Source organism: Lysobacter sp. Root76, from assembly GCF_001428685.1.
Classification (GTDB): domain Bacteria; phylum Pseudomonadota; class Gammaproteobacteria; order Xanthomonadales; family Xanthomonadaceae; genus Lysobacter.
This window is the reverse complement of the sequence record NZ_LMIK01000006.1, coordinates 458,221-480,389: the sequence shown is the minus strand read 5'-3', so window position 1 is coordinate 480,389 and position 22,169 is coordinate 458,221. Positions and strand designations below refer to the sequence as shown.

Here is a 22,169-nt window from a genome sequence, read left to right as displayed (position 1 = left end):
GGGATCGAGGCGCATGGTGGCCGCTACCCTCGGCCGTGGGCGCGTGGCGCGTTAGGCTGGCGTCCGGTTGCAGGCGGATTCGTGATGACGATACGGGCGGTGGTGTTCGACGTGTACGGCACTCTGGTGCGCATAGACGAGCGACGTGCGCCGTACCGCGCGCTGCTGGCGCGCATGGAAGCGGCGGGGCGCGCGCGTCAGGCCGGCGACGCGGCGGCGATCATGAGCCGGGACGTCGACCTGGCCGGCGTCGCTGCGCTGCTGGGGGCCGATCTGTCCGCGCCGGAGCTGGCCGCGCTGGAGCGCGATCTACAAGCCGAGCTGGCGTCGGTGCGCCTGTTTCCCGATTCGCTGGCGGTGCTGCAGGCCCTGGCTGCGCGCGGCCTGAAGCTCGGCCTGTGCTCCAACCTGGCGGCGCCCTACGCGGCGCCGGTGTTGCGCCTGTTGCCGGCACTGGACGCCTATGCCTGGAGCTTCGAGGTCGGCGCGATCAAGCCCGAGCCGGCCATCTATGCGCACGTCTGCCGCCAGCTGAGCTGTGAACCCGGGCAGGTGCTGATGGTCGGCGACACCCCGGAGGCCGACCTGCACGGGCCGCGTCGCTATGGCATGCGCAGCCTGTTGCTGCGCCGCGAGGGGCCCAGGGCCGGCGACGTTGCGGGCGACACGATCGCGGACCTCGGCGGCGTCCTGGCCGCGCTGGACGCGGTCTGAGAACCTCGCCTGAAGGCAAGCCCGGACGCGGTGCCGCCGCGCCGGGGGATGCGGATGAGCCGCGAACCGCATCGCCAGCGCCGGTGAGGCCGCGCCTGATATCCATGCACGCATCGCGATGAAAGCCAAGATCGCGCATGGCATCCGCATGCGTATCGCGATGAGCGCGGATTTGGCCGGCGTTTCAGTTGCACGGCGTATTCTTCATATGAAGGACGCATCGCCGCAGGACCGCGATGCGAAGACGCGAAGCACGTCGCATTCCGCGGCGTTGAGCCGCACGGCGACGTGACGGCATTCGCAGATGCAAAACGCGTGCTGGTGTGTGATTTGCACGCACAGGGGGAATGCCATGAAAACCGTCAAAACTGCCCGAGCCGACCGGCTCGACCGCGCCTTGCGCTGGACGTTGGGCTTGACCCTGATCGCTGCGGTGGCCTGGGCCTGGGCCCAAGGCAGCGGCGCCGGCCTCTAAGGCCCGAGCGCGCCGCGTCGTTGATTTCACCGGTGCGGCGCGCTTTGCCGCGCCCTGCGGCCCACCACCGCCCAATCGAGATGCCCGTTGAGCGTCGCGAGGCGCGATCGACGTAGGCTGCGGTGCCGACCGCATCGTCGCGACCGTTCACGACGCGCCGCTGGTTCCGCTGGCGCGGTGCGGTGCGGTGCGGCTTAGCGCAGCCTAGGGTCTAGTCGAGGTACCGGTTGAGCGCGGCGATCATGTCGCGCCGACGCAGCAGGAAATCCCACAAGCTGCCGCCGAGCTGGCGCCACAGCACCGCCGAACGCACCGCCGCCAGCAGCACCGCGCGCACTTCGGCGACCACGCTGGCCTGGCCCAGATAATGCGGATTGCCCTGCACCAGCACGCGCGGGCGCAGGTGGCTGAGGGTTTCCGCGTAAAGGCCGCCGAGCCCGGCGAGCACGTCCGGATGGCCGCTGCCAAGGCGTTCGGCCGCGCCGGACTGGGCGAGGATGCCGGCCTGCACGCGCTGTGCCATGTCGTGATCGCGCACGAAGCGGCGTTCCAGCTGCATCACCGCCAGCGCCAATCGCGGCAGTTGCTCGTCCTTGGTCTCGCGCACGAAGTAGTCGCGCAGCAGCACCAGGCCCGGACGCAGCGCCTCGACGCCGCCGTAGACCTGCGCCGGCGAGGAGGCGTCGATGCGGAACACCGAATCCAGCGCCGTGCCCAGCACCGCGGCGTTGGCCTGGCCGGTGTCGGCGATCCGGCGCACCTGGGCCAGCGCCTGTACCAGGCCGGCGAGGGCGAGCACGCGCTCGGAAATCGTCTTGGAGGCGGGGGAGGCGCTAGGGGTGGAACTCATGCGGCATTGACCCTCAAATGGTGTTCCAGCGGCGCGTCGGTGGCGGCGATGACGGCGCCGCCCAGGCAGACCTCGCCGTCGTACAGCACCAGCGACTGGCCGGGGGTGACCGCGCGCTGCGGGCGCGCGAAGCGCACCTGCAGGCAGCCGTCGTCTTGTACTTCGACCTCGCAGGCCTCGTCGGGCTGGCGGTAGCGGGTCTGCGCGGTGCAGGCGAAACGCTGCGCCGGCGGCGCGCCGGCGATCCAGTGCGCACGCTCCGACCACAGCGCCTGCGATCGCAGCCAGCGGCTGTCGCTGCCCTGGTCCACGTACAGCACGTTGCCCGCCACGTCCTTGCCGACCACGTACCACGGCGCCGGCTCGTAGCCGCGTACGCCGCCGATGTTGAGCCCTTCGCGCTGACCCAGGGTGAAATAGAAAACGCCGGGGTGGGTGCCGATCACGCGGCCGTCGGCGCGTTCGCCGTCGACTGCACGGATCTCGCCCGGGCGCGCCGGCAGGTAACGCGCCAAGAACTCGCGGAAGTCGCGCTCGCCGATGAAGCAGATCCCGGTCGAGTCCTTCTTGGCCGCGGTCGGCAGCCCGGCCGCCTGCGCCATCGCGCGCACGTCGGTCTTGATCAGCTCGCCGAGCGGGAACCGGGTCGCCGCCAGCTGGGCCTGGCCGAGCTGGTGCAGGAAATAGCTCTGATCCTTGCCGCGATCGGCCGCGCGCAGCAGCCGGTGGCGGCCGCCGCTGTGGTCGACCCGGGCGTAGTGGCCGGTGGCGATGAATTCGGCGCCCAGTTCGTGGGCGGCATCGAGGAAATGCTTGAACTTGATCTCGCGGTTGCACAGCACGTCCGGGTTGGGCGTGCGTCCGGCCGCGTACTCGGCCAGGAAGTGCGCGAACACGCCGTCCCAGTACTCGCTGGAGAAATCGCGGAAGTGGATCGGCAGGCCGAGCCGGCCGCAGACCGCGACCGCGTCGCGGCGGTCGTCTTCGGCGCGGCAGTCGCCGCTGCCGTCGTCGGCCCAGTTCTGCATGAACAAGCCCGCGCAGGGCTCGCCCGCATCGCGCAGGAGCAGGGCGGCGACCGAGGAATCGACCCCGCCCGACATGCCCACCACGGTGCGTACCGAAGCCACTGCGCTCAATCCAGGTGCTGCATCAGGTCCAGCGGATGGCGGCGGCCGGCCAGGAAGTCGCTGGCGGTGCGCCAGACCAGGGGGCTGCGGTGGCGTGCGGACTCGGCCTGGAGCTCGTCCGGGCTCAGCCACAGGGCGCGCACGATGCCTTCGTCCAGACGCCGGGTCGCATCGTGCGCGACCGGCACCGCGGCGAAGGCGAAGCGCAGGTAGTGACGGCCGTCGCTGCCGTCGGCCTGCAACGGTGCTTTCCACTGGTAAGCACCTACGAAGCCGGTCAGGCGCACGTCCCAACCGGTTTCCTCGCGGGTTTCGCGCAGGGCCGCGTCGACCAGGCTCTCGTCGGGCTCCAGGTGGCCGGCGGGCTGGTTGATCACCAGGCGTCCGCCGACCCTTTCCTCGACCACGAGCAACCGCCCGCCGTCGACCACCACCGTGGCGACGGTGACGTCCGGCTGCCAGAAGCGGCCCTCGCGGTAGCTCATCAGAACTCGTCCTTGCCCGGGGTCAGCTCGGCTTCCATCAGGTCGGCCGCGCGCAGGGCGTAATCGAGGGCGTCGTCGAGTTCCTCGGCCGGGGCGTCGGCGCGCAGCTTGACCACGAATACGGCCATGTTGCCCTGCTTGACCCAGCCGCCCATCTTGCTGGACTGGCTGTCTTCGAGCAGCTTGTTGGCCAGATCGGCCGGGAACGCGTCGTTCTCGGAGCGGTAGGCCGGGGCCCAGACTTCGCGCACCTTGTGCTTGCCGTAGCTTTCGGTGCGCGAGATCACGAAGCCCAGCTGGCTGCGGTCGTCGTCCATCTCGAAGGTCAGCTTGTAATCGCCGTCCTCGTCCACCTCGTACTTGTAGCCCAAGCCGTCGAGCTGCTTGGCGATGCGCGGGTCGGCGGCGGTCGAATGCTGGGCTTCGTCGGCTTGAGCCTTGTTGCTGGCGGCCTGGGCGGCGGCGGGCAGCAGCAGGGCGGCGGCCAGCGCAGCGGGTAGGGCCAGGGCGGTAAGGCGCATCGGGATTCCTTTCTCTTCAGGGTTGGGAAGGAGCAGCAGTGGCGCCATTTTGCAGTGCCACGCTCTCGGGCGTCCACGGCCAACGGCCTGCCGGCCGTATAATTTACGTATGTCCAAACAAACCGAACACGAACACAGCCATGGCGTACTGGTGGAGACGGGGAAGCCGGAAGTCGCCCGGCCGCCTCTGTATTCCGTGCTGCTGCTGAACGACGATTACACCCCGATGGACTTCGTGGTGGAGGTGCTGATGCGCTTTTTCCCGATGAACGCCGAAAAAGCGACCCAGATCATGCTGCACGTGCATACCCGCGGGCGCGGGGTTTGCGGCGTCTTCACGCGCGAGGTCGCCGAATCCAAGGTGGCGCAGGTGAACGAATTTTCAAGGCTGCACCAGCACCCCTTGCTGTGCACGATGGAAAAAGCCTAAAACGACAGCCGTAGCTCCGCGACGACGGGGATGGAAAAACCGCCGGCCGGCCCCACCTTGGGTGCATACGTTCTGGAGGCCCCCTCCCATGTTCAGCAAGGATCTCGAATACAGCATCGGCCAGTGCTACAAGCGCGCCCGCGAGGCGCGCCATGAGTACATGACGGTCGAACACCTGCTGCTGGCCCTACTCGACAACCCCTCCGCCGAGGGTGTGCTCAAGGCCTGCGGCGCCGACTTCGTCCGCTTGCGCAGCGACCTGGAGCAGGCCATCGCGACCTCGGTCTCGGTGCTGCCCGAGGATGTCGACCGCGACACCCAGCCCACCCTGGGCTTCCAGCGCGTGCTGCAACGCGCGGTCTACCATGTCCAGTCCTCCGGCAAGAAGGAGGTCACCGGCGCCAACGTGCTGGTGGCGATCTTCGGCGAGAAGGACTCGCACGCGGTCTATTTCCTCAACCAGCAGGACGTGGCCCGCCTGGACGTGGTCAATTACCTGTCGCACGGCATCGCCAAGCACGGCGCCGAGGACGCGGGCGGCCAGCAGGAGGACGGGGAAGCCAAGCCGGCCGAAGGCGGCGAGGGCGAGGGCAAGTCCGACGCCCTGGCCGAGTTCGCGGTCAACCTCAACCAGCTCGCCCGCGACGGCCGCATCGACCCCCTGGTCGGCCGCGCCGACGAGGTCGAGCGCACCATCCAGGTACTGTGCCGCCGGCGCAAGAACAACCCGCTGTACGTCGGCGAGGCCGGCGTGGGCAAGACCGCGATCGCCGAAGGCCTGGCCAAGCGCATCGTCGACGGCGACGTGCCGATGGTGCTGGAGAACGCGACCATCTACGCGCTCGACCTGGGCGCCCTGGTCGCCGGCACCAAGTACCGCGGCGACTTCGAGAAGCGCCTCAAGGCGGTGCTGGCGCAGCTCAAGAAGCTGCCCGAGGCGGTGCTGTTCATCGATGAGATCCACACCATCATCGGCGCCGGCTCCGCTAGCGGCGGCACCATGGACGCGAGCAACCTGATCAAGCCGGCGCTGTCCTCGGGCGAGCTGCGCTGCATCGGTTCGACCACGTTCCAGGAATACCGCGGCATCTTCGAGAAGGACCGCGCGCTGGCGCGGCGCTTCCAGAAGATCGACATCGTCGAGCCGACCGTGGGCGAGACCTTCGAGATCCTGCAGGGCCTCAAGCCCAAGTACGAGGCCCACCACGGCGTGACCTACGCCGACGAGGCGCTGCAGGCCGCGGTCGACCTGTCGGTCAAGCACATCGGCGACCGCCTGCTGCCGGACAAGGCCATCGACGTCATCGACGAGGCCGGCGCGCGTCAGCGCCTGCTGCCGGAAAACGTGCGCAAGAGCCTGATCGACATCGAAGAGATCGAGACCATCGTGGCCAAGATGGCGCGGATTCCGACCAAGCAGGTCTCGGCCAGCGACAAGGACGTGCTGCGCAACCTCGAGCGCAACCTCAAGATGGTGATCTTCGGCCAGGATCCGGCGATCGACACCCTGACCGCCGCGATCAAGCTCGCGCGCTCGGGCCTGGGCAACCCGGACAAGCCGATCGGCAACTTCCTGTTCGCCGGCCCGACCGGCGTGGGCAAGACCGAGGTCACCAAGCAGCTCGCGCTGCAGCTGGGCATCGAGCTGGTGCGCTTCGACATGTCCGAGTACATGGAACCGCATTCGGTCAGCCGCCTGATCGGCGCGCCTCCGGGCTACGTCGGTTTCGACCAGGGCGGCCTGCTCACCGAGAAGATCGTCAAGACCCCGCATTGCGTGCTGCTGCTGGACGAGGTCGAGAAGGCGCATCCGGACATCTTCAACATCCTGTTGCAGGTCATGGACCGCGGCACGCTGACCGATACCAACGGTCGCGAGGCCAACTTCAAGAACGTGATCCTGGTGATGACCACCAACGCCGGCGCGGCGCAGGCGGCGCGGCGCACGATCGGCTTCACCCAGCAGGACCATTCGACCGACGCCATGGAAGTGATCCGGCGCAGCTTCACCCCGGAATTCCGCAACCGCCTCGACGCGGTGGTGCAGTTCCAGGCGCTGGGCTTCGATCACATCCTGCGCGTGGTCGACAAGTTCCTGATCGAACTGGAAGCGCAGTTGCACGAGAAGAACGTCACCCTCAGCGCGACCCCGACCGCGCGCGACTGGCTGGCCCAGCACGGCTTCGATCCGCTGATGGGCGCACGCCCGATGGCGCGGGTGATCCAGGACAAGATCAAGCGCCCGCTCGCCGACGAGCTGCTGTTCGGCAAGCTGATCGGAGGCGGCCGCGTCAGCATCGACGTCAAAGACGACGAACTGGTGGTCGAGTCCCAGGCCGAGCCGGAGAAGCTGTTGCCGGTGACGGTGTGATCAGGCGGCTTGATCAGACAGTGTGATCGGGGCGCGCTGCCCGGGCGGCGCGCTCATCGATAAACGAAAACAGGCGGCCGAGTGGCCGCCTGTTTCGTTTGCGCGCGGGTTTCGCGCGCATCTCTGAGCCAGGACGTATCGCCTGGCTCAGGCACCCATGCGAACCGGACGGTCTCGCGACCGTCGTGCCCGCGGTTCCCGATCCTGCCCGGCTGCGATCAGCGGCGCTTGGTGTAGCGCGCGTAGTCGCCGGCGTCGATGCGTTCGACCGCGTTGATCTTGCAGTTGGCGTTGTTGGTCTTGACCCGGGTGCCCGTGGGGCAGATCCGGCCGCCCTGGCCGTCGGCGGACAGTTCGAAGCGGGTCGCCAGCGGCAGGCCGTCGCAGGAGCTGCCGACGCTGAGGCGGTAATAGGTGTCGCCATCGGCGACCAATACGTACTGAGTGCCGAAGCGCGAGACCTGTTGCGAGCCGCTGAGGTCCACGCAGTCCTGGATCGCGTCGCCGGCCAGGGCCGGCGCGCTGATCGCGCACAGGCCGAGCGCGATGAGCAGGGAAAGTCGGTGGGTATGACGCATGGCACAGCTCCTTGTTGGGGATCGGGTGGTTATCAAGCTAACGACGTGCGGTGTGCGACGAATCTGGAGGAAGTCGCCATGACCTCCGGCACCGTGCATGCTTGGATACGACTCGCCGCGAACATCGGCAGACGAAATACGGGTTTGCAGGGCGCATGCTGCGCCGGCCGTTGCGCGGCGCAAGCCGTCTTGCGACGGGGCGGGCCGCGACGGGTGCGAATCGGAACGGGCGCCGACGAATCGAAAGCGGCCGCTAGCGACAGCGCGCAGGCGAGCGCCAACGCGCGGCGCGCAGGCGGCCGAACCGTTCGTCATCGCAGGCGAGCGGCGCGGCCGGTGGTGTGGGTGGCCCGGCATGCATGTCTGGATGCCCGGGCGTGCGATTGGGTTGCAGCGGCGGTGCCAGGATCGCTGTGCCAAGCCGGAGCGCGGCCCGCCGCAAAAACGAAAAAAGCGGCCATCGGCCGCTTCTTTGCTCGTTTACCGCGTTATCGCGATTACTTCATGCGATAGGTGATGCGGCCCTTGGTCAGGTCGTAAGGGGTCATTTCGACCTTGACCTTGTCGCCGGTCAGGATGCGGATGTAGTTCTTGCGCATCCGTCCCGAGATATGGGCGATGATCTCGTGCCCGTTTTCGAGGCGCACGCGGAACATGGTGTTCGGAAGGGTTTCCGCCACCGTGCCCTCGAATTCGATCACGTCATCTTTTGCCATGTGTTTCCTGAATGAGGAAGAACGGGCGTTTCGCGCCCGCGAAGCCCGGCATTGTGCCACGCCGGGACCCGCGGTGCAAAAATGTTGTTAATCGGTGCCAGGGTCGTAGCGGTCCGGGTCGTCTGCGGCCAGGGACGGCGGTAGCGCGTCGGCCAGCTCCCGGGCGGGGCGGTCTCCAAAGCGCTCGCTCCAGGAGTCCGGGCTGAGCCCGGCGCCGGTCAGCTCGGCGATCGCGGCCAGGAAGCGCGGCCGCGGCCAGAGTTCGGCGCCCAGGCTGAGCAGGTGCTCGTTCTCGACCTGGGCGTCCAGCAGCGGCCAGCCCCAGGCGTGCAGGCGCCGCGCCAGCGCCGCCAGCGCAACCTTGGAACCGCCGGACTGCAGCGAGACCATGCTTTCGCCGAAGAACATGCGCCCGATCGCGACCCCGTAGATGCCGCCGGCGAGGCGCTCGCCGTCGTAGACCTCGACCGAGTGGGCATGGCCGAGCCGGTGCAGCCGCAGGTAGGCGGCGAGCATTTCCTCGGTGATCCAGGTGCCGTCCTGGCCCGGTCGGGGCATGCGCGCGCAGGCCTCGATGACCTCGGCGAAGGCGGTGTCGGCGCGCACCCGCCAGTCGCTGCGGCGCAGCTGGCGGCGGAACTTCGACGACAGGCGCACGCCGTCGCTGCGGAACACGGTGCGCGGGTCCGGGCTCCACCACAGGATCGGCTGGTCATCGGAGTACCAGGGGAAGACGCCGTGGCGATAGGCGTTGAGTAGCCGCGCCGGCGACAGGTCGCCGCCGAGCGCGAGCAGTCCCTCGGGCTGGCGCAGAGCGCGCTCGTGCGGCGGGAACGGCGCCTCGGGATCGGCGGACAGCAGCGCGGGCAGGGGATTCATCGCGACGATGATCGCCGAGTTCGGACGCGGCCGCAGCGGGCGCGGCCGCTCAGTCGACCTGCTTGAACGGACTGTGCGCGGCGAGGGTGCGCGCGTAGCCGCGGATCGAGGCGCGCTCCTCGCGGCACCAGGGCGCCAGCGCCGCGCGGAAACCTTCGTGGGCGATCCAATGCCGGCTGCGCACGAACGTAGGCAGGAAGCCGCGCGCGAGCTTGTGTTCGCCCTGCGCGCCGGGCTCGAAGCAGGTCAGGCCCTCGCGCAGGCAGTAGTCGATGCCCTGGTAGTAGCAGGTTTCGAAATGCAGCCCCGGTAGCGCCGCGTCGGCGCCCCAGTAGCGGCCGTACAGGGTGTTTCCGCCGCGCAGGCACAGTGCGCCGGCGATGGCGCGGCCGTCGATTTCGGCCAGGAAGATCACCAGCGACCGCGGCATCGTGCGGGCCAGGTGATGCAGGAACTCCAGGGTCAGCGCCGGGTGGTTGCCGTAGTCGGCGAAGGTGCGCAGGTAGAAGCCGTGCATCAGCGCCAGTTCGGCCTCGCTGGCGTCGCCGCCTTCGACGGTGCGGAAGCGCACGCCGGCGCGCGCGACCTTGGCGCGTTCCTGGCGGATGTTCTTGCGGTGCTTGTGGTCGAACGCAGCCAGGAAGCCGTCGAAGTCGCGCCAGGCCGGCCCCTCGGCGGCGGGCGGATTGCGCCAGTGGTATTGGACGTCGCTGCGCTGCAGCCAGTCGTCGCCGAACAGCGCATCCTCGTCCTCGCGGTGGAAGTTCACGTGCGCGGAAGACAGGCCCTGGCGCTGGGTCAGCGCGGCCATGGCCTCGACCAGCAGGCGCCGGTCGTGGTCGTTGCGGGCGAGCAGGCGCGGCCCGGTCACCGGCGAGTAGGGCACCGCGCACAGCCACTTGGGAAAGTAATCCAGACCGTGCTGGGCGTAGGCATGGGCCCAGGCGTGGTCGAACACGAACTCGCCGTGCGAATTGGCCTTGAGGTAGGCCGGCGCGGCCGCGATCAGCTCGTCGCCGCGCCACAGGCTCAGGTGCTGCGGGGTCCAGCCCCAGTCCTCGCGCAGGCAGCCGTGCCGTTCCAGCCCGGACAGGAAGGCGTGGGCGAGGAAGGGGTTGCGGCCGTCGTGCAGCGCGTCCCAGTGCGCGGGCGCCAGGGACGAGAGCTCGGGCAGCAGGCGTACGCCGATCGCGTCAGTCGCGGCGTCGGTAGACATCGGGGTCGTGGCGTTGCATGTGCCGCTCGGGTTCGCCGAGCGCGTCGAAACCCAGGCCCGCGTACAGGCGCTGCATGTCGCGCGTGACCAGGTGCCAGCGGCGCAGTCCCTGCACGCGCGCGTCGTCCATCAGCGCCTGCACGATCGCGCGGCCGTGGCCGCGGCCGCGCTGCGCGGGCAGCACGAACACGTCGGCGAGGTAGGCGAAGGTGGCGTGATCGGTGACGGCGCGCGCGAACGCGACCAGCTCGCCGTCGACGTAACCGCGGTAGCACAGCGAGTGGGCGAGGGCGCGGCGCAGGGTCTCGGCGGGGATGCCGGCGGCCCAGTACGACTGCGACAGGAAGCCGTGGATCGCGGCGAAGTCGCTGTCCGACAGCGGCGCCTGACGGTCGTCGCGGATCTGCAGCGCAGTCATCAGCGCGGCCGCTGGATGGTGAAGGGCAGCACGATCGCGAACGGCTCGCCGCGATCGTCCCTGCAGAACAAGCCGGGTTCGCGCGCCTGCGCCGCCGCCGGCAGCGCGGCCGCCAGCAGCAGGCTCAGGAGCGCGGCGCGCACGCTCAGGCGTCCTTGTCGAGGAACTTCTCGGCGTCCAGCGCGGCCATGCAGCCGAAGCCGGCCGAGGTGATCGCCTGGCGGTAGACCTGGTCGGCGACATCGCCGGCGGCGAACACACCCGCGACCGAGGTCTGGGTGGCGTTGCCGTCCAGGCCGGTCTTGATGGTCAGGTAGCCGTTCTTCATTTCCAGCTGGCCTTCGAACAGGGTGGTGTTCGGGGTGTGGCCGATGGCCACGAACAGGCCGTGGATCGACAGCTCGCGCACCGACTCGTCGAGCACAGACTTCACCCGCAGGCCGGTCACGCCGGCGTCGTTGCCCAGCACTTCCTCGACGGTGTGGTGCCACACCGGCTCGATCTTGCCGGACTGGATCTTGGCGTGCAGCTTGTCCTGCATGATCTTTTCGGCGCGCAGGGTGTCGCGGCGATGCACGAGATAGACCTTGCGGGCGATGTTGGACAGGTACAGCGCTTCCTCGACCGCGGTGTTGCCGCCGCCGATCACCGCCACGTCCTGGTCCTTGTAGAAGAAGCCGTCGCAGGTCGCGCAGGCGGACACGCCGCGGCCCTTGTACTCGTCTTCCGAGGGCAGGCCCAGGTACTTGGCGGTGGCGCCGGTGGCGATGATCAGCGCGTCGGCGGTGTACTCGCCGGAATCGCCGGTCAGGCGGAACGGGCGCCGCGACAGATCGGCACTGTGGATGTGGTCGAACACGACCTCGGTATCGAAGCGTTCGGCATGCGCCTGCATGCGCGTCATCAGGTCCGGACCCATCAGGCCGTGGGCGTCGCCGGGCCAGTTGTCGACTTCGGTCGTGGTCATCAGCTGCCCGCCCTGCTGCAGGCCGGTGATGACCAGCGGCTTGAGGTTGGCGCGGGCAGCGTAGACGGCGGCGGTCCAGCCGGCGGGGCCGGAACCGAGGATGACGACGCGGGAGTGCTTCGAAGGGGTCATGTATATAATCGCGGGCTGTGGGACGCGCGTTCGCGCGATGTGTCTCCGGCACGCGAGCCGTACGCCGGCGTGTTGAAGATGCGGTTGACGCCATAGCTTGGCGGCGCCGTCCCGGCAACACAAGGCGCGCGCCACGGACGCAATGTTGCACGGCGCGCGACCCGGTCCCCGATCGGCGAAGAACCCAGGCAGGACGCGCCGCGCATGCGGCGTTTTTCTTGGCCCCACTGGAGAGCACCGCAATGCGTATCGGCGTACCCAAGGAAACCAAGACCCTCGAAGGGCGCGTGGCCCTCGTCCCGGCCGCCGCCGGCGACCTGGTCCAGCGCGGCCACGAGGTCTGGCTGGAGCAGGATGCCGGCCTCAAGAGCGGCTTCAAGGACCTCGACTACACCCGCCTGGGCGTGAAGATCGCCGCGGACGCCGCGGCGCTGTACGAAAAGGGCGAGCTGATCGTCAAGGTCAAGGAGCCGATCGCCGGCGACCTCCAGCACCTGCGCAAGGACCACCTGCTGTTCTGCTACCTGCACCTGGCCGCCGAGCCGGTGCTGACCCGGCAGTTGCTGGACATCGGCCTGACCGGGGTCGCCTTCGAGACCGTCGAGCTGCCCAACGGCGACCTGCCGCTGCTGGCGCCGATGTCGATCATCGCCGGCAAGATCGGCATCCAGGTCGGCACCCACCTGCTGCACCAGCCCATGGGCGGCAAGGGCAAGCTCCTGGGCGGCCTGCCGTCGACCGAGCGCGGCAAGGTCGTGGTGTTCGGCGCGGGCCAGGCCGGCGGCGCGTCGGCGGCCCTGGCCGCGGCCGGCGGTTCCAACGTGACCGTGTTCGAAATGCGTCAGGACCGCATGGACCAGATGATGCGCCTGGGCAACAACGTCACCGCGCTGTTCCCGTACGTGGATGTGGTCGCGCGCGAAGTGGCCTCGGCCGACCTGGTGATCGGCGCGGTGCTGGTCACCGGCGCGCGCGCGCCGCACGTGCTGACCCGCGACATGCTCAAGGGCATGGAAGACGGCAGCGTGGTGGTCGACATCTCGATCGACCAGGGCGGCTGCTTCGAGACCTCGCGCCCGACCACCTGGAAGGAGCCGACCTACGTGGAGGAGGGCGTGACCCACTTCTGCGTGACCAACATGCCCGGCGCGGTGCCTCAGACCTCGTCGCAGGCGATCTGCGCGGCGATCCTGCCCTGGGTCAACAAGCTGGCCGGGGGCGACTGGCGCGGCAACCAGGCGCTGGTGCGCGGCATCAATGTCGAAGCCGGCAAGCTGGTGCATCCTGCGCTGCAGGGCATGAAGCTGTAACGTGGCGGCAGGCAGGCTTGTTCGTGGAGCCTGGGCCGGTCGCGGTTCCGGTAACGGAACGGCGGCACGGTGCCCACGGGCACCGACGGATCCCCGCTGCGGCGGGGATCTTGCTGTGAACGTGCTGTTATTTCGCTTTGTTTCGCCGTATATTCAATAACTAACGGAATCTAGCTAAGGCAGAACATCACGGTGGCGCAAGCTCCCACAGCAAGCCGAAAGAAGCCCACGGCGCAAAAGGCGCCGCCATCGCCGCGTCGTCAGCGGTTGGTGCGCGACATCGCCTTGATTCTGATCGCGCCGCTGCTGCTGTATCTACTGGCCAGCCTGCTGTCGTTCTCGCCGCAGGATCCGGGCTGGTCGCATTCGGGCTCGATCACCGCCCCCTTGCACAACCTCGGCGGGCGCGTCGGCGCCTGGACCGCCGATGTGCTGCTGTACCTGTGCGGCTACGTCGCCTTCCTGCTGCCGGTGATGCTGGGCGCGATCGCCTGGATCGCCCTGTTCGGCATGGACGCGGACGGCGACGGCGATGCCGACCTCGGTCCGGCGCTGCGCCTGGTCGGCATCGTCGGCTTCCTGGTGTCGGCCACCGGCCTGCTGCAACTGCGCTTCGGTCCGGCCGAGGACTTCTCCGCCGGCAGCGGCGGCATCCTCGGGCAATTGGTGGGGCGCTCGCTGTACTCCGGCTTCGGCCCGGTCGGCGGAAATCTGTTCCTGCTGGCGCTGCTGCTGATTTCGCTGACCCTGGCTACCGGCATTTCCTGGCTGGCGGTGATGGACAAGATCGGGCAGTGGGCGCTGGCCCTGGGCCCGGTGCTGAGCAAGCTGTTCCGGCGCAGCAGCCAGCAAGCGACCGAGTGGCGCCAGACCCAGGTCATGCGCGAAGAGCGCGAGGAAGCGCGCAAGGTCGATACCGAACTGCGCGCCAAGCGCGAGAAAGTCAGGATCGAGCCGCCGCCGGCACCGGTGGTGGAGAAGAGCGAGCGCGCCAAGCGCGAGCAGCAGATCCCGCTGTTCCACGTCGGCGACGGCAGCGGGATTCCGCCGCTGGCGCTGCTGGACGACCCCAAGCCGCAGCCCAAGGGCTACAGCGAAGAAACCCTGGAAACCCTGTCGCGGCAGATCGAGTTCAAGCTCAAGGACTTCCGCATCGACGCCCAGGTGGTCGGCGCCTATCCGGGTCCGGTCATCACCCGTTTCGAGGTCCAGCCCGCGCCCGGCATCAAGGTCAGCCAGATCAGCACTCTGGACAAGGACATCGCGCGCGGCCTGTCGGTGAAGTCGGTGCGCGTGGTCGACGTGATCCCCGGCAAGTCGGTGATCGGCCTGGAAACGCCGAACACCAGCCGCGAGATGATCTACCTGTCCGAGCTGCTGCGCTCCAAGGAATACGACAAATCCGGCAGCCCGCTGACCCTGGCGCTGGGCAAGGACATCGCCGGCCGCCCGACCGTGGCCGACCTGGCGCGCATGCCGCACCTGCTGGTCGCCGGCACCACCGGCTCGGGCAAGTCGGTCGCGGTCAACGCGATGGTGCTGAGCCTGCTGTACAAGGCATCTGCGAAAGAACTGCGGATGCTGATGATCGACCCCAAGATGCTGGAGCTGTCGGTCTACCAGGGCATCCCGCATCTGCTGGCGCCGGTGGTCACCGACATGAAGGAGGCCGCCAACGGCCTGCGCTGGTGCGTGGCCGAGATGGAGCGCCGCTACAAGCTGATGTCGATGGTCGGCGTGCGCAACCTGGCCGGCTTCAACAAGAAGGTCCGCGACGCCGAGGAAGCGGGCCAGCCGATGATGGACCCGCTGTTCAAGCCCAACGCCGAACTCGGCGAGGCGCCGCGGCCGCTGGAAACGCTGCCGTTCATCGTCATCTTCATCGACGAATTCGCCGACATGATGATGATCGTCGGCAAGAAGGTCGAAGAGCTGATCGCGCGCCTGGCGCAGAAGGCGCGCGCGGCCGGCATCCACCTGATCCTGGCCACCCAGCGCCCGTCGGTGGACGTCATCACCGGCCTGATCAAGGCCAATATTCCGACCCGGATCGCGTTCCAGGTCTCCAGCAAGATCGACTCGCGCACCATCCTCGACCAGTCCGGCGCCGAGACCCTGCTGGGCCACGGCGACATGCTCTACCTGCCGCCGGGCACGGCGATGCCCGAGCGCGTCCACGGCGCCTTCGTCTCCGACGAGGAAGTCCACCGCGTGGTCGAGCACCTCAAGCAGATGGGCGGCGGCCCGGATTACATCGAGGGCGTGCTGGACGAGGTCCAGACCCTGGGCGACGGCGTCGTGGTCGGCGCCACCGGCCTGCCCGAGAGCGGTGGCGGCGGCGACGAGTCGGACCCGCTCTACGACGAAGCCGTGCGCATCGTCACCGAGACCCGCCGCGCCTCGATCTCCGGCGTGCAGCGCCGGCTCAAGATCGGCTACAACCGCGCCGCCCGCCTGATCGAGGCGATGGAGGCGGCCGGCATCGTCACTGCGCCCGAGCACAACGGCGACCGCAGCGTCCTGGCGCCGCCGCCGCCGAAGTAGGGCCGCGCCGCCCAAACCGGGCCGCACGCCGACGGACGGCCGGCCCCGGACTGGCGGCTGTCACGACGACCGCCTAAGCTGGCCCTTCGGGGGGAACAACGCGGTTCGGACTCGGGGGATGGCCGCATGGCCTGGTATTCGAGCAGGACGGGGGCCGTCGTCACGGCGCTCGTGATCGTCGTGTGCGCCTCGCCGGCGGCCCAGGCCCAGGAATGGGTGCTGTGGCGCAACACCCCGTCGCTGCGCGATCAGGATCCGGCCAAGCGGCTGCCGCCGCCGCAACGGGCCGCTACGCCTGCGCCTGAGCGGACGCAGCCTCCAGCGGTTGCGGCGCCCGTCGCGATCGCCGCGCAAGCCCGTCGCGCCGCCGCGCCGGCGACCGATGGTGCTGCAGTCGCGCCGAGGCCTGCCGCGACCGCCGTCTCCACGCAAGTTGCGGCACCGGCATCGAGCTCGCCGACCGTGGCGAAGGCGAGGGCGGCCCATCCCAGCGCGCTGCCCGAACCCGTGCCGTCCGCCGATGCGGTCCTGCCTGCGCCGACCGCGGGCGTGGCGCACGCATCTGCGACGACGATGACGATGACGATGACGACGTCTGCCGCAGACCTGCGTCCGGCCGCTGCTTCGGCGTCGGCTGCGGCATCCGCAACGACCGCTTCGTCGGTCGCGCCGACTAGCGCCCCCGAGGCCGCCCTCGCGCGCACGGCGCCGCTGCCGTCCGTATCCGTCCCCGCGCTCAAGCGCGGCGCGGTCGCGATCACCGTGCCCGCGCCCTCGACCGCCGATACCGATGCGGTCGCGATCCTGCCGCTGGACGATGGCGCCGGAGCGATCGCCGCACCCGCGGCCAGCGGCGGCGTGACCGCTGCCGCGAACGCCGCGCTGGCTCGTGCCGCGGCGGTGCCGATGCCGCCGCGTGCGACCGGCGCCTATGTCACCGTCGGCAGCGACAGCGACGCCTCGGTGGTCGCGGCGGCCCCGCAGGTGTATTCCTGCGACGAATCCGGACGCTGCGAACACCTGGAGAGCGAGCGCCCGAACGTGGGCCTGCAAGCCGCGCCCGCGGAATCGCCGCATCGCCAGATCGAGTCGGAGAGCAAGCGCAGCGCGCTGCGCGATTTCTGATCCTGCCGACGCATTGGTGCGGCCGCGCACCGCTCACGCCGCCGTCGCGGGGCTGAACGCGGCGTGCCCGTTCGCGCGATACTGGTGCATTGCGCAGCACCTATTCAGTTTGCTCGCGGCAGACTCGCCGCAGCACGTCTTTCCGGAGCGATCGATCGCATGAGCCTGTCCGTCCTTCCCACCGCCCGCCATGCCGCGCGCATCGTCCTGGTCGCCGCCACGCTGTTGACCGGCATGGCCTTCGCCGGCGCCGCGGCCGCCGCCGCGCGCGACGACCTCAACAGCTTCACCCGCGGCCTCAAGGGCCTGGAAGGGCAGTTCAGCCAGCAGGTGTTCGACGCCAACGGCAAGCGCAAGGAAGCCTCCAGCGGCAACCTGGCCCTGTCGGCGCCGCGCCTGTTCCGCTGGGAATACGTCAAGCCGTACCCGCAGCTGATCGTCGCCGACGGCAAGAAGGTCTGGGTCAACGATCCCGACCTGCAGCAGGTCACCGTGCGCCCGCAGGGTGCCGAGGAGCAGAACAGCCCGCTGTCGGCGCTGATCGACCCGAGCAAGCTCGACGCCCAGTTCGTGGTCAAGGACGCCGGCGTCGCCGAAGGTCTGAACTGGCTGTCGCTGGCGCCGAAGAAGGAGGCCGAAGCCAACTTCCGCTCCGCCAAGCTCGGCTTCAACGCCAGCGGCCTGGCCCGGATGCAGGTCGTCGACAGCCTGGGTCAGCGCACCGAGATCGTCTTCAGCGGCTGGAAGCGCAACCCGACGTTTCCGGCCGGCAAGTTCAAGTTCGCGCCGCCGGCCGGTGTGGACGTGATCGGCGAGCGCTGACATACGCAGCCCGGCCTACGGCGCGCTCACCGGAAACCATTGAGCGCGCCGCAGCCAGCCGGCGAGAAAGCGTTGCAGCAGCGGATGCTGCGCGGCGAGCTGGCGGTAGTAGTCGAGCCGGCCCTGGCGGTAGCGCGCGTACAAGGTGCGCTGGTCGCTGGCTTGCAGCGCGGCCAGGGTGTCGGCGCCGAACGCTCCGTCCACCGCGACCGGCGCGCCGAGCAGGCGCTGCAGCAGGAACACCGCATGCACGCCGGCGTTGACGTAGAAATCGAACAGGTCCTCGGCCAGACATTGCAATGCGATTTGGTCGCCCTGCAACGGGTCCCAGTACAAGCTGCGGTACAGCGTCGCGGCCTGTTGATCGCTGAGCGCCTGCAGGTTGGCCAGGGTCGGGGCCACGCCCAGCAAGGTTTGCGCGTGGACCTGGAAGGTGCGCAGGGTGATGCCCTTGTTGGTCGCACCGCCGGGGTCGGCGGGATCGTCGACGTAGCCGCCTTCGAACTGCAGCAGTTGCGGGAGGTACTGATCGAAGTTCGCCATCGCGGGATCCGGTAGGGGCGGGGCGCATCGTTGCGCCGGGCGGCACAGGCGCCGGCCCGGTAATGCCAACGCGCGAGGCGCGCGCTTGTGAGCCGGCGTATTTATGAGCCGGCGCGCCCGCGGGACGCGGGCAAATCCTTGCGTATCAATGCCTTGAGACCCAGGCCGACACCGCGACGGCGCGAACTTGCTATCGTGTCGGCCATACGACCGTTTGCTTGCGCCCCCCGCCGTGGCCCGCCGAAACTCCCGCCGATCCGAGGACGAACCCGACCTGCTCAGCGTCGACCGCGAGGGCCTGCGTCCGCTCGCCGAGCGCATGCGGCCGCGCAGCCTGGACGACATGGTCGGCCAGCGCCGCCTGCTCGCGCCCGGCACTGCGCTGCGCCGCGCGGTCGAGTCCGGGCACGTGCATTCGATGATCCTGTGGGGCCCGCCGGGCTGCGGCAAGACCACGCTGGCGCTGCTGTTGGCGCGTTACTCCGATGCCGAGTTCCGCGCGATCTCGGCGGTGCTGTCGGGCCTGCCGGAGGTGCGCCAGGTGCTGGCCGAGGCCGCGCACCGTTTCGCCGACGGTCGCCGCACGGTGCTGTTCGTCGACGAGGTCCACCGCTTCAACAAGGCCCAGCAGGACGCGTTCCTGCCGCACATCGAGCGCGGCACCATCCTGTTCGTCGGCGCGACCACCGAGAACCCTTCGTTCGAACTCAATTCGGCGCTGCTCTCGCGCTGCCGCGTGCACGTGATGGAGGCGGTCTCGGCCGACGACATCGCGGTCGCCCTGCGCCACGCGCTCGCCGACGAGGAGCGCGGCCTGGGCGGGCAGGGCATCGAGGTCGAGGACGAACTGCTGCAGCAGATCGCCGGCGCCGCCGACGGCGACGTGCGCCGCGGCCTGACCCTGCTGGAGATCGCCGCCGAGCTGGCCGCCGACGAGGGCGGACGCATCACCGAGGCCACCCTGGCCCAGGTCCTGGCCGACCGCACCCGCCGTTTCGACAAGGGCGGCGAGCAGTTCTACGACCAGATCTCGGCCCTGCACAAATCCGTGCGCAGCTCCAATCCCGACGCCGCCCTGTACTGGCTGGCGCGCATGCTCGACGGCGGCTGCGATCCGGCCTACCTGGCCCGGCGCCTGACCCGAATGGCGGTCGAGGACATCGGCCTGGCCGATCCGCGCGCGCTGCAGATGGCGCTGGAAGCCTGGGACACCTACGACCGCCTCGGCAGCCCCGAAGGCGAACTCGCCTTCGCGCAGCTGGCGATCTATCTGGCCAGCACCGCCAAATCCAACGCCGCCTATGCCGCCTACAACGCGGCCCGCAGCGACGTGGCCGAGTACGGCACCCAGGCGGTGCCGATGCACCTGCGCAATGCGCCGACCAAGCTGATGAAACAGCTCGGCTACGCCCAGGGCTACCAGTACGACCACGATGCCGAAGGCGGCATCGCCCTTGACCAGACCGGGTTCCCGGACGAGATGGGCGAGCGCGTGTACTACCGGCCCGTCGAGCGCGGCCTGGAGATCAAGCTCAAGGACAAGCTCGAGCGCCTGCGCGCGGCGCGTGCCCAGGCGCGCGGCGACGACTGATTCGACACCGTCCGGAGAACGACGCGATGCCCTATGCCTTCCTCGCCATCGGCCTGGGCGCCGCGCTCGGTGCCTGGGCGCGCTGGGGTTTGTCCTTGTGGCTCAATCCGGCCGAGGCGAACCTGCCGCTGGGCACGCTCGCGGCCAACCTGATCGGCGGCTACGGCGTCGGCCTGGCGGTGGCCTGGTTCGACGGCCACGCCGCGATCGCGCCGGAGTGGAGGCTGTTCGCGATCACCGGCCTGCTCGGCGGGCTGACCACGTTCTCGACCTTCTCGGCCGAGGTGACCCAGCAACTGCTGCGCCAGCAATACGGCTGGGCCTTGGCGATGGCGTCCCTGCATTTGTTCGGCTCGCTGGCGATGACGGCGCTGGGTATGGCGAGCGTGCGCGCTGGGCTGGGTTGAGCGTCGGCGGTCGCGAACGTAACCGGGAAATCACTTTAAATTATTTATTCAAGTAATTGATTTATATAACTAAATAACGACTTTAACGCATCCGGAAGAATCCGATGTTTCGTCGTTGAAACATCAGACTGAATCACGGTGCCGGTCCCGCGATCCTAAGGCAATCAAGCGCCTGCGCCCGCTGCGGCCATCGCTTTCGGCGTCTCGCCGGCCCGGCATGTTTCATCGCCGCAACCTTTCGCGCGTCTGCGCGGCCCTTCGTCGGCCGCGCAATTTCCGCACCTGCGCTGCGCCTGTCCCCGAGCCCCGCCCAGTGGACGTTTGCGCCACCTGAACCAATCGTGGCACCGCTGTTGCGTGTAGTGGGATGCGTCGTGATCCGATGCCTCCCCCTGGCCTCGCTCGGCGTGATAAGGAGAACAACAATGCGCATTCGTAACAGCCTGATGGCAACAGCGGTGATTCTCGGTCTAGGTTTCGCGGGCCAGACCTGGGCCCAACAGACCAACAACGAAAGCGGCGACGGCGACGACAGCCTCAGCGCGACCGATAATTCCGACAACAGTGCCGGCGACAACCGCAACAACGACGGCCGTGCGCGCGCCAGTGGCTACGGCACCGCCGCGGCCAACAATGGCGGTACCGCCACCGCGACCTTCTCGAACTCGTTCAACAGCAACCGCGCCATCGCCACGACCCGGCTCGATGGTTACGTTACCGATATCCGCGTGCGCGACATCGGCAACGTCGCCCAGAACACGGGCAATGCCAATGGCGGCGGCGGCGGCCGCGGCGGCGATGCCTTGGGCGGCGAAGGCTCTGGCGGCGACGGCAGCGGCGGCGACGGCGGCTGGGCCGACGGCAATAACGGCCGTGGCGGCGACGCGGGCAGCGACACCGGCGGCGCCGGATCGCTGAGCGTGGCGGTCGGCGGCGACGGCGGCGGCGATGGCGGCAGCGCCAGCAACGGCGACGGCGACGGCAGCACGGCGACCGCGGGCAACGGCGACGGCACCGGCGGTGCCGGTAGCTCGGGCGCCGCGACTTCGACCAGCGGCTCCAGCTCGTCGACGGCGGGCAGTGCCGGTTCGGTCGCCTCCAACGGCGGCGCGGGCGGCAGCGGCAGCGGCAGCGGCGGTACCGGCGGTTCGGCGACCGGCGGTGCGGGCGGTGCCGGCGGCGCGGGCGGCGCACTGACCAACGATGCCGGTGCGTTCGACATGTCCAACAACATGACCAGCGTCGGACAGTCGGCGGCCGGGATCATGGTGGCGGCCCAGAACAGCGGCTTCGCGTCACTGATCCAGCAGGGCATCACCGTGCAAGCCAACCTGACCGTGGGCCCATAAGCGCTCCTCCACGATGCGCCGCACGCGTTCCCAGGAACGCCGTCCTCCCCCGTACACGGCGCATCACGCGTGTCCGGGACGCCGCCGCTGCCGCGACGACGTCCTGGGCACGCACTTGGCGGAACGCATGGCGAAGGAGACTGACCATGCGCCCGTACTGCCCCGCAATACGCATCACCACCGGTCTGGCCGCGCTCGCGTGGCTGGCGATATTCCCCGCAGCGGCGTCCGATCTCGGGATCGACGCCGACCTGCAACCGATCACGGCGCATAGCGCGCCGATGGAGCTGCCGATCGTCGCGGCCGTCGACCGCGACGCGATACCGCGCGGCGTCGACGGCATCGGCGCCACCGTCGATGCCGACCGGCTCTCGGGCCTGCGCGGCGGCGAGAAGAGCGTCGACAACCGCATCCTGGTCGACGGCCGGGTCAGCGACAACGTCGCCGAGAAGATCGTCAGCGGCGCCAACGCCGTCGGCGGCGGCGCCTTCGGCAACGCCAACGGCATCAACACGGTGATCCAGAACACCGGTTCCAACGTGCTGATCCAGAACGCGATGATCGTGAACGTGCAGTTCACCGATCCGAGCCCCTGA

At 69.2% G+C, this 22,169-nt stretch carries 25 protein-coding genes; 13 read left to right on the top strand and 12 right to left on the bottom strand.

The window, feature by feature from the left end:
* Nucleotides 1–84 precede the first annotated feature (84 nt).
* The 3 genes from ASE10_RS14165 to ASE10_RS21305 all read left to right on the top strand — a co-directional run bounded on the left by ASE10_RS14165 (nt 85) and on the right by ASE10_RS21305 (nt 1,189).
* Nucleotides 85–714, top strand: coding sequence for an HAD family hydrolase (locus tag ASE10_RS14165; RefSeq protein WP_055907041.1), 630 nt, complete (start codon nt 85–87; stop codon nt 712–714).
* Between the two features lie 118 nt (nt 715–832).
* On the top strand, nt 833–1,006 hold the full coding sequence (locus ASE10_RS20285) for a hypothetical protein (protein WP_157480935.1): 174 nt from the start codon (nt 833–835) through the stop codon (nt 1,004–1,006).
* 60 nt (nt 1,007–1,066) lie between these two features.
* Nucleotides 1,067–1,189 carry a hypothetical protein gene (locus ASE10_RS21305; protein WP_255355401.1) on the top strand — a complete coding sequence of 41 codons (123 nt, stop codon included), beginning with the start codon at nt 1,067–1,069 and terminating at the stop codon, nt 1,187–1,189.
* A 211-nt stretch (nt 1,190–1,400) separates the two neighbouring features.
* Here the strand turns inward: ASE10_RS21305 and hflD are convergent, their stop codons facing one another.
* From hflD to ASE10_RS14145, 4 genes are read right to left on the bottom strand one after another with little or no spacing between them, the layout of a single operon-like run.
* Entirely contained in the window at nt 1,401–2,039 is a 639-nt protein-coding gene (gene hflD, locus ASE10_RS14160) for a high frequency lysogenization protein HflD (RefSeq protein ID WP_055907038.1), read from the bottom strand.
* Nucleotides 2,036–3,169, bottom strand: coding sequence for a tRNA 2-thiouridine(34) synthase MnmA (gene mnmA / locus ASE10_RS14155; protein ID WP_055907037.1), 1,134 nt, complete (start codon nt 3,167–3,169; stop codon nt 2,036–2,038). Before mnmA ends, hflD begins: the two co-directional genes overlap by 4 nt.
* A 5-nt stretch (nt 3,170–3,174) precedes the next feature.
* Entirely contained in the window at nt 3,175–3,654 is a 480-nt protein-coding gene (locus tag ASE10_RS14150; protein ID WP_055907034.1) for an NUDIX hydrolase, read from the bottom strand.
* On the bottom strand, nt 3,654–4,175 hold the full coding sequence (locus tag ASE10_RS14145; protein ID WP_055907031.1) for a hypothetical protein: 522 nt from the start codon (nt 4,173–4,175) through the stop codon (nt 3,654–3,656). Before ASE10_RS14145 ends, ASE10_RS14150 begins: the two co-directional genes overlap by 1 nt.
* A 109-nt stretch (nt 4,176–4,284) precedes the next feature.
* Here ASE10_RS14145 and clpS point away from each other — a divergent pair, with 109 nt between their 5' ends.
* Together clpS and clpA are read left to right on the top strand one after the other, a co-directional pair.
* On the top strand, nt 4,285–4,605 hold the full coding sequence (gene clpS, locus ASE10_RS14140) for an ATP-dependent Clp protease adapter ClpS (protein WP_055907029.1): 321 nt from the start codon (nt 4,285–4,287) through the stop codon (nt 4,603–4,605).
* Nucleotides 4,606–4,693: 88 nt separating this feature from the next.
* On the top strand, nt 4,694–6,976 hold the full coding sequence (clpA, locus tag ASE10_RS14135; protein WP_056102699.1) for an ATP-dependent Clp protease ATP-binding subunit ClpA: 2,283 nt from the start codon (nt 4,694–4,696) through the stop codon (nt 6,974–6,976).
* Nucleotides 6,977–7,194: 218 nt separating this feature from the next.
* Here the strand turns inward: clpA and ASE10_RS14130 are convergent, their stop codons facing one another.
* The 7 genes from ASE10_RS14130 to trxB form a co-directional block, all read right to left on the bottom strand.
* Nucleotides 7,195–7,554, bottom strand: coding sequence for a hypothetical protein (locus ASE10_RS14130; RefSeq protein WP_056305458.1), 360 nt, complete (start codon nt 7,552–7,554; stop codon nt 7,195–7,197).
* Between the two features lie 497 nt (nt 7,555–8,051).
* Nucleotides 8,052–8,270 carry a translation initiation factor IF-1 gene (infA, locus tag ASE10_RS14125; RefSeq protein ID WP_031372296.1) on the bottom strand — a complete coding sequence of 73 codons (219 nt, stop codon included), beginning with the start codon at nt 8,268–8,270 and terminating at the stop codon, nt 8,052–8,054.
* 87 nt (nt 8,271–8,357) lie between these two features.
* Nucleotides 8,358–9,149 (bottom strand): leucyl/phenylalanyl-tRNA--protein transferase, encoded by a 792-nt coding sequence (gene aat / locus ASE10_RS14120; protein ID WP_056305456.1) that lies wholly within the window; start codon nt 9,147–9,149, stop codon nt 8,358–8,360.
* A 49-nt stretch (nt 9,150–9,198) separates the two neighbouring features.
* The gene (locus tag ASE10_RS14115) at nt 9,199–10,365 is read right to left on the bottom strand and encodes a GNAT family N-acetyltransferase (RefSeq protein ID WP_056305454.1); all 1,167 of its coding nucleotides are present in this window, start codon (nt 10,363–10,365) and stop codon (nt 9,199–9,201) included.
* Nucleotides 10,343–10,783: a GNAT family N-acetyltransferase gene (locus ASE10_RS14110; protein ID WP_055907014.1), complete on the bottom strand. Its 441-nt coding sequence runs from the start codon at nt 10,781–10,783 to the stop codon at nt 10,343–10,345. Before ASE10_RS14110 ends, ASE10_RS14115 begins: the two co-directional genes overlap by 23 nt.
* On the bottom strand, nt 10,783–10,926 hold the full coding sequence (locus ASE10_RS20280) for a hypothetical protein (RefSeq protein ID WP_156087774.1): 144 nt from the start codon (nt 10,924–10,926) through the stop codon (nt 10,783–10,785). The genes ASE10_RS14110 and ASE10_RS20280 overlap by 1 nt, the downstream gene beginning before the upstream one ends.
* 2 nt (nt 10,927–10,928) lie before the next feature.
* A complete protein-coding gene (gene trxB, locus ASE10_RS14105; protein WP_055907009.1) occupies nt 10,929–11,882 on the bottom strand; it encodes a thioredoxin-disulfide reductase in 954 nt (317 codons plus the stop codon).
* Nucleotides 11,883–12,124: 242 nt separating this feature from the next.
* On the opposite strand from trxB, the gene ASE10_RS14100 reads away from it, so the two are divergent.
* From ASE10_RS14100 to lolA, 4 genes are all read left to right on the top strand, one after another.
* The gene (locus tag ASE10_RS14100; RefSeq protein ID WP_056305452.1) at nt 12,125–13,192 is read left to right on the top strand and encodes an alanine dehydrogenase; all 1,068 of its coding nucleotides are present in this window, start codon (nt 12,125–12,127) and stop codon (nt 13,190–13,192) included.
* Between the two features lie 192 nt (nt 13,193–13,384).
* Nucleotides 13,385–15,736 carry a DNA translocase FtsK gene (locus ASE10_RS14095; protein WP_055907004.1) on the top strand — a complete coding sequence of 784 codons (2,352 nt, stop codon included), beginning with the start codon at nt 13,385–13,387 and terminating at the stop codon, nt 15,734–15,736.
* A gap of 126 nt (nt 15,737–15,862) precedes the next feature.
* Nucleotides 15,863–16,861 carry a hypothetical protein gene (locus tag ASE10_RS20275; protein ID WP_056305450.1) on the top strand — a complete coding sequence of 333 codons (999 nt, stop codon included), beginning with the start codon at nt 15,863–15,865 and terminating at the stop codon, nt 16,859–16,861.
* A gap of 159 nt (nt 16,862–17,020) precedes the next feature.
* Nucleotides 17,021–17,683: an outer membrane lipoprotein chaperone LolA gene (lolA, locus tag ASE10_RS14080; protein WP_082575644.1), complete on the top strand. Its 663-nt coding sequence runs from the start codon at nt 17,021–17,023 to the stop codon at nt 17,681–17,683.
* Nucleotides 17,684–17,698: 15 nt separating this feature from the next.
* On the opposite strand, the gene ASE10_RS14075 is transcribed toward lolA, so the two are convergent.
* The gene (locus ASE10_RS14075) at nt 17,699–18,226 is read right to left on the bottom strand and encodes a glycosyl hydrolase 108 family protein (protein WP_056305448.1); all 528 of its coding nucleotides are present in this window, start codon (nt 18,224–18,226) and stop codon (nt 17,699–17,701) included.
* A 232-nt stretch (nt 18,227–18,458) separates the two neighbouring features.
* On the opposite strand from ASE10_RS14075, the gene ASE10_RS14070 reads away from it, so the two are divergent.
* From ASE10_RS14070 to ASE10_RS21130, 4 genes are all read left to right on the top strand, one after another.
* Complete coding sequence (locus ASE10_RS14070) at nt 18,459–19,817, top strand: replication-associated recombination protein A (RefSeq protein WP_056305446.1); 1,359 nt, start codon at nt 18,459–18,461, stop codon at nt 19,815–19,817.
* Nucleotides 19,818–19,843: 26 nt separating this feature from the next.
* Nucleotides 19,844–20,224, top strand: a complete 381-nt coding sequence (gene crcB, locus ASE10_RS14065; protein WP_056305444.1) for a fluoride efflux transporter CrcB — start codon at nt 19,844–19,846, stop codon at nt 20,222–20,224.
* A 425-nt stretch (nt 20,225–20,649) separates the two neighbouring features.
* The gene (locus ASE10_RS14060; RefSeq protein ID WP_200949792.1) at nt 20,650–21,573 is read left to right on the top strand and encodes a hypothetical protein; all 924 of its coding nucleotides are present in this window, start codon (nt 20,650–20,652) and stop codon (nt 21,571–21,573) included.
* 146 nt (nt 21,574–21,719) lie between these two features.
* Nucleotides 21,720–22,169 (top strand): hypothetical protein, encoded by a 450-nt coding sequence (locus tag ASE10_RS21130; RefSeq protein ID WP_157480934.1) that lies wholly within the window; start codon nt 21,720–21,722, stop codon nt 22,167–22,169.

Bases quoted from the DNA above. Each gene is read 5' to 3' on its own strand.
- ASE10_RS14165 (WP_055907041.1), top strand. From the start codon at position 85: ATGACGATACGGGCGGTGGTGTTCGACGTGTACGGCACTCTGGTGCGC.
- ASE10_RS20285 (WP_157480935.1), top strand. From the start codon at position 833: ATGAAAGCCAAGATCGCGCATGGCATCCGCATGCGTATCGCGATGAGC.
- ASE10_RS21305 (WP_255355401.1), top strand. From the start codon at position 1,067: ATGAAAACCGTCAAAACTGCCCGAGCCGACCGGCTCGACCGCGCCTTG.
- hflD (WP_055907038.1), bottom strand. From the start codon at position 2,039: ATGAGTTCCACCCCTAGCGCCTCCCCCGCCTCCAAGACGATTTCCGAG.
- ASE10_RS14150 (WP_055907034.1), bottom strand. From the start codon at position 3,654: ATGAGCTACCGCGAGGGCCGCTTCTGGCAGCCGGACGTCACCGTCGCC.
- ASE10_RS14145 (WP_055907031.1), bottom strand. From the start codon at position 4,175: ATGCGCCTTACCGCCCTGGCCCTACCCGCTGCGCTGGCCGCCGCCCTG.
- clpS (WP_055907029.1), top strand. From the start codon at position 4,285: ATGTCCAAACAAACCGAACACGAACACAGCCATGGCGTACTGGTGGAG.
- clpA (WP_056102699.1), top strand. From the start codon at position 4,694: ATGTTCAGCAAGGATCTCGAATACAGCATCGGCCAGTGCTACAAGCGC.
- ASE10_RS14130 (WP_056305458.1), bottom strand. From the start codon at position 7,554: ATGCGTCATACCCACCGACTTTCCCTGCTCATCGCGCTCGGCCTGTGC.
- infA (WP_031372296.1), bottom strand. From the start codon at position 8,270: ATGGCAAAAGATGACGTGATCGAATTCGAGGGCACGGTGGCGGAAACC.
- aat (WP_056305456.1), bottom strand. From the start codon at position 9,149: ATGAATCCCCTGCCCGCGCTGCTGTCCGCCGATCCCGAGGCGCCGTTC.
- ASE10_RS14115 (WP_056305454.1), bottom strand. From the start codon at position 10,365: ATGTCTACCGACGCCGCGACTGACGCGATCGGCGTACGCCTGCTGCCC.
- ASE10_RS14110 (WP_055907014.1), bottom strand. From the start codon at position 10,783: ATGACTGCGCTGCAGATCCGCGACGACCGTCAGGCGCCGCTGTCGGAC.
- trxB (WP_055907009.1), bottom strand. From the start codon at position 11,882: ATGACCCCTTCGAAGCACTCCCGCGTCGTCATCCTCGGTTCCGGCCCC.
- ASE10_RS14100 (WP_056305452.1), top strand. From the start codon at position 12,125: ATGCGTATCGGCGTACCCAAGGAAACCAAGACCCTCGAAGGGCGCGTG.
- ASE10_RS20275 (WP_056305450.1), top strand. From the start codon at position 15,863: ATGGCCTGGTATTCGAGCAGGACGGGGGCCGTCGTCACGGCGCTCGTG.
- lolA (WP_082575644.1), top strand. From the start codon at position 17,021: ATGAGCCTGTCCGTCCTTCCCACCGCCCGCCATGCCGCGCGCATCGTC.
- ASE10_RS14075 (WP_056305448.1), bottom strand. From the start codon at position 18,226: ATGGCGAACTTCGATCAGTACCTCCCGCAACTGCTGCAGTTCGAAGGC.
- crcB (WP_056305444.1), top strand. From the start codon at position 19,844: ATGCCCTATGCCTTCCTCGCCATCGGCCTGGGCGCCGCGCTCGGTGCC.
- ASE10_RS14060 (WP_200949792.1), top strand. From the start codon at position 20,650: ATGCGCATTCGTAACAGCCTGATGGCAACAGCGGTGATTCTCGGTCTA.
- ASE10_RS21130 (WP_157480934.1), top strand. From the start codon at position 21,720: ATGCGCCCGTACTGCCCCGCAATACGCATCACCACCGGTCTGGCCGCG.